This window comes from Gordonia sp. (in: high G+C Gram-positive bacteria), from assembly GCF_049299075.1.
In the GTDB taxonomy this organism is placed as follows: Bacteria; Actinomycetota; Actinomycetes; order Mycobacteriales; family Mycobacteriaceae; genus Gordonia.
The window spans coordinates 1-4,376 of sequence record NZ_JBAQWU010000294.1 but is presented as its reverse complement, the minus strand read 5'-3'; the positions used below and the strand labels follow the sequence as shown (position 1 = coordinate 4,376).

Below are 4,376 nucleotides of genomic sequence, written 5' to 3'. Positions count from 1 at the left end.
CCGCTGCTCACCCTGCACACCGACGATCCGGCGCGACTGGCTGGCGCGCTCGCGCGATTGTCCGGGGCCGTCACGATCAGCCGGGCCCCAACCGGTCCCGCCTCGAGTCGGGTGCTGGACCGGATCTCTGCTTAGCCGCCCCGGGCTCACCCTCCGGGAAGTAAACGCCGCCGTCAGGTGTCAGATTTCGGCACCTGACGGCGGCGTTAACTAGCGGACCTAGGCCGCGATCGGGCGGCCAGTGAGGGAGCGGAAATAGTAGAGCGTCAGCAGACCCGACAGCGGGATGGTGATCAGCAGACCGACGACGAGCGCGAGTAGGCCGAGCACACCGAGCAGGACCGTCATGGCGAAGACTACGACGGTGGGACCGATCTGCGCGGTAGCCAGGTTAAAGCCAGTGCTGATCGCCGACCCGGCAGGTTCGCGGACATCGGCGGCGAAATACACCATCCACATGGTCAGCAGGCTGATCGCCATCGAGACGATGGTCGAGACCCAGCTCAGTCCGAGGTAGTTGTTGAAGACCAATTCAGCGGCACCGGAGACCACCGCGATTATCAGCGTGATAGCCAGGATCGGGCCGAAGGCGGTCATCCGGAAAAAGTCGCCGAACTCGGCAGACCGGCCATCGGCGATCGCGATCAGCCCGGTGAGCCAGCAGGAAAGCGCATACGCCATGATCACCGCCATGAAGCCGGTAAGTACGACGATCATGGCGATCGCGGACGGGCCGGTGGGCGCCCAGCCTGCGGGATCGGCGGTCGCGGCGCCGTCAATGAGGGCGACCATCAGAAGTCCGAGCACGAGGCCGACTATCAGCGCAGCCGCAATGATGACGATGGCCCAGATGACGGCGGCACCGATGAGGACGCTGGCATTGGTCCTGAACCGGTCCCACGCCCAGGCGAACGCTGAACTAAGGTTCGGAGTCGGTGACACCGGCGCCAGCGGAGCGGCGGGCGGGGCCGCGCCGAACGGATTCGGGCCGAACGGATTTGGGCTGTACGCGCTAGCGCCATAGCCCTGTCCGGGCAGCGGTTGGCCGGGAGCGTACTGGCCGGCGCCGAACTGGTTGGCCCACGCTTGGTCGTCAGGGTGCAGGCCAGGATTCTGCAGGCCAGGATTCTGCGGCGCTGGGCCTTGCGGTGCTGGGGCTTGCGGTGCTGGGTTCGGATGGCCAGCGGGCTGCTCTCCGGGAGAGTGGTCGGCATCGTCGGGGGGAACGGGGCGCGAATCGTCGTTGTCGGGCACGTGTCCATCATGCCCGGTCTGGTTGTGCGCCGGGCAGGGCTTGGTGGGCGTGGCTACCGTGGGGCCATGACCGAGAAGTTCACCCTGGACGACTGTCGGCGTGCGCCCAAGGCGCTCCTGCACGACCATTTGGACGGCGGGCTGCGGCCGGGCACCGTTCTGGACCTGGCGCGTGCACACGGATACGACGGTCTGCCGGTGGGTACCGCCGCAGAGCTGGCGAACTGGTTTGCCACTGCCGCTGACTCCGGGTCGCTGGAGCGGTATCTGGAGACGTTCGCGCACACGGTGGCGGTCATGCAGACGGCGGAGGCGCTCACTCGGGTGGCCCGCGAATGTGCCGAAGACCTGGCCCGCGACGGCGTGGTGTACGCCGAGGTCCGGTTCGCGCCGGAACTGCACACCAATCGGGGGCTGAGCCTGGAAGAAGTGGTCGAGGCAGTGTTGCGCGGGTTCGCCGAAGGCGAGCTGATCGCGCGAGAAACCGGACACCCGATCGTGGTACGGACCCTGGTGACCGCGATGCGGCACGCGGCGCGGTCGATGGAGATCGCCGAACTCGCCGTGGCGTTCGGCGATCGTGGCGTCGTCGGCTTTGACATCGCCGGTGCCGAGGCGGGCAATCCGCCGACGAGGCACCAGGCGGCGTTCGATTACATGAGGGAGAAGAACTCCCACTTCACCATTCACGCCGGCGAAGCGTTCGGGCTGCCGTCGATCCATGAGGCGGTGTCGTTCTGCGGCACCGACCGCCTCGGTCACGGCGTGCGCGTGATCGACGACATCGTGCTGCCGCCGGGAAGCTCGCCCGATCAGGACTCGTATCCGGGCGCCAAACTCGGGGCCATCGCGAACTATGTGCGCGACAAGCGGATTCCGCTGGAGCTGTGCCCGAGCAGCAACGTGCAGACCGGAGCAGTCGCCTCGATCGCCGAGCATCCGTTCAATGTGCTTGCGCGCCTTCGGTTTCGGGTCACGGTGAACACCGACAACCGGCTGATGTCAGGTACCACGATGAGCCGCGAGTTCATGCTGCTGCACGAAGCCTTCGGCTACGGCTGGGCGGACTTCGAACGGTTCACGGTGAACGCGATGAAATCGTCGTTCCTGCACTTCCCTCAGCGGCTGGAGTTGATCGACGAGGTGATCAAGCCCGGGTTCGCGGTGCTGCGGGGCTGATCCTTCGACCCTTCGGCCTTCAACGGGCTCAGGGAGCGGGGGTCAGCCGCGGCGGACCAGCCGCTCTTCGAAGTCGTTGACCAGGGCGCGCCAGGCCTCGGACTCGTTGTCGAACGGGCCGGAGGGAGCGAGCCGGTTGGGGTTGGGATTCACTGTGTAGTCGACGAACCAACCCAGCGGGGTGGTGGTGCCCAAGGCCTCGTTGACACTGTCGACGCCCGCGAAATCGGCTGCGTCGCTGAGCAATTCGACAGCGAGGTCGAGCTGCTTGCCGTCGACCTGACGCGGACCATCGAGGATGTCCTCGTCGAGGCCGGGGAGGGCGTACACATTCTCCGGGAGGACGTCGTAGGTGAGCTCACCAGCATTGGCCATTGTCTGCACGTCGCTGTAGGTGGAGACGCGCGCGAGTGCATGGTCGTTGTGTTCGGCGAGGTAGCGGGTCAGCTGGCGCTCGGACGCGAAACCGTAGATGGTGCCCTTGGCGCCGAGGAAGATCGGCGTGGCGTCGTCGCCGACGTAGCAGCGCAGCGTCAGGAACTCACCGGCGTCGGTGAAGATCCGGATCGGATCGATACCGACCTCACCCCAGAACCCTTCGACGACGTCGTCCTCGTCGTCGTCCGCATCCTCGTCAGTATCCTCGGCGTCGTCATCGAGCGGGTCGACCGGATCAAACTCCGGCTCGTCCTCGTCCTCGGCGGACGCGGCCGCATCGAGCTCGGCGACGGCGATGGTCAAGGCGGCGGCGTCGACCGTCGGCGTGGCGACCACCTCGTCGAGGGCGTCGATGACGTCGTCCCAGTGCTTCGCGATCAGGCGGCCGATACGCACCCAGAGATCGAGGCCGTCGCGGCCGCGGAAGTTTTCGGTGCCGACGGTGACCGCAGACAGGATCGGGTTGGCGGTGAAGAACTTGGTGATTGGGGTCAGCTCGCAGACCTCGCCGAGGATACGGGTGATCTCCAGCGAGTCTTCGAGCTCGGCGACCACTTCGCCGCTTGGGTCTTCGGCGGCAAGCTCGGGGACGCCGATGAGGTCGTAGCTGTGTTTGTCTTCGGGGATCAGTTCCTCGGCGGACAGCGCCTGGACCGTCTCCCACTGTGGGTGATCGGCGAGGTCGTTGTCGTCGTCGGTGCGCACGAAGGCGGCCAGTGCGGCGACCGAGTCGAACCCGTATAGATCCTCGTCGAGACCCAGGAAGGCCTCCCACTCGTCGTCGCCCTCACGCCAGCGTGGGGCCCAAAGGGTGAACAGATTGCCATCAGTGAGCCCGAGCTCGATGGGGACGATGTCTCCAGCCATGCGCTAGAGCGTACCGGCAGGCAGAAGATTCGGCGCAGGTCGGGTCGGCGGTAGCCGGTGCCCGGATTACCGAGGGCGATAGAACCCCTCGAAGGTCTGATTGAGGTTGGTGGTGCGTAGGCCGCTGACCTGCACTGGATCACCAGCCTCCACGAGTTGGCCGTGGCCGATGTACATCGCGACGTGGCCGCTCCACACCGCTAAGTCGCCAGGCTGCAGTTGGGACTGGGTGACCTGGAATCCGGCGGTGTCCTGATCCTGGGCCAGTCGAGGCAGTTCCAGGCCGGCCTGCCGGTAGGCCCACTGGGTGAAACCGCTGCAGTCGAACCCGGCGGGGGTGGTGCCGCCCCACTCATAGGGGACGCCGCGTTGGCTGAGGGCGGCGCGCACTGCCGCAGCGGCCCGGGGATTCGGCGCGTAGGCCACCGATCCGTCCGGCAGCGTGATCGGGACCGAGCCGGGGGCGGCGGAGTAGCTGCCCGGTACGACGGCCTCGTCGGGCGCGGCGTGGCGGCCCACTGCCTGCGCATCGGCGACCAACTCGGACTGGGTCCGGGTGATCACCGTCAGCCCCTGGGCCACGTATTGCGCGGCCAGTCCGATCAACACCGGGAGGGCGGCGGCGGTGAGGGTGGGCG

Annotated in this window: 4 protein-coding genes; 1 reads left to right on the top strand and 3 read right to left on the bottom strand. The window is 67.0% G+C overall.

The features are described from left to right. Nucleotides 1-219 precede the first annotated feature (219 nt). Nucleotides 220-1,254, bottom strand: a complete 1,035-nt coding sequence (locus WAW85_RS08980; RefSeq protein ID WP_422559271.1) for a hypothetical protein — start codon at nucleotides 1,252-1,254, stop codon at nucleotides 220-222. 66 nt (nucleotides 1,255-1,320) lie between these two features. On the opposite strand from WAW85_RS08980, the gene WAW85_RS08975 reads away from it, so the two are divergent. Continuing rightward, entirely contained in the window at nucleotides 1,321-2,433 is a 1,113-nt protein-coding gene (locus WAW85_RS08975; protein ID WP_422559270.1) for an adenosine deaminase, read from the top strand. A 42-nt stretch (nucleotides 2,434-2,475) separates the two neighbouring features. Here the strand turns inward: WAW85_RS08975 and WAW85_RS08970 are convergent, their stop codons facing one another. Continuing rightward, a complete protein-coding gene (locus tag WAW85_RS08970) occupies nucleotides 2,476-3,738 on the bottom strand; it encodes a primosomal protein (RefSeq protein WP_422559269.1) in 1,263 nt (420 codons plus the stop codon). A gap of 66 nt (nucleotides 3,739-3,804) precedes the next feature. Continuing rightward, on the bottom strand, nucleotides 3,805-4,376 hold a 572-nt coding region (locus WAW85_RS08965), incomplete at its 5' end, for a C40 family peptidase (RefSeq protein ID WP_422559268.1).

Excerpts from the sequence above, each read along its gene's own strand:
- WAW85_RS08975 (WP_422559270.1), top strand. The coding sequence starts at position 1,321 with ATGACCGAGAAGTTCACCCTGGACGACTGTCGGCGTGCGCCCAAGGCG.
- WAW85_RS08970 (WP_422559269.1), bottom strand. The coding sequence starts at position 3,738 with ATGGCTGGAGACATCGTCCCCATCGAGCTCGGGCTCACTGATGGCAAT.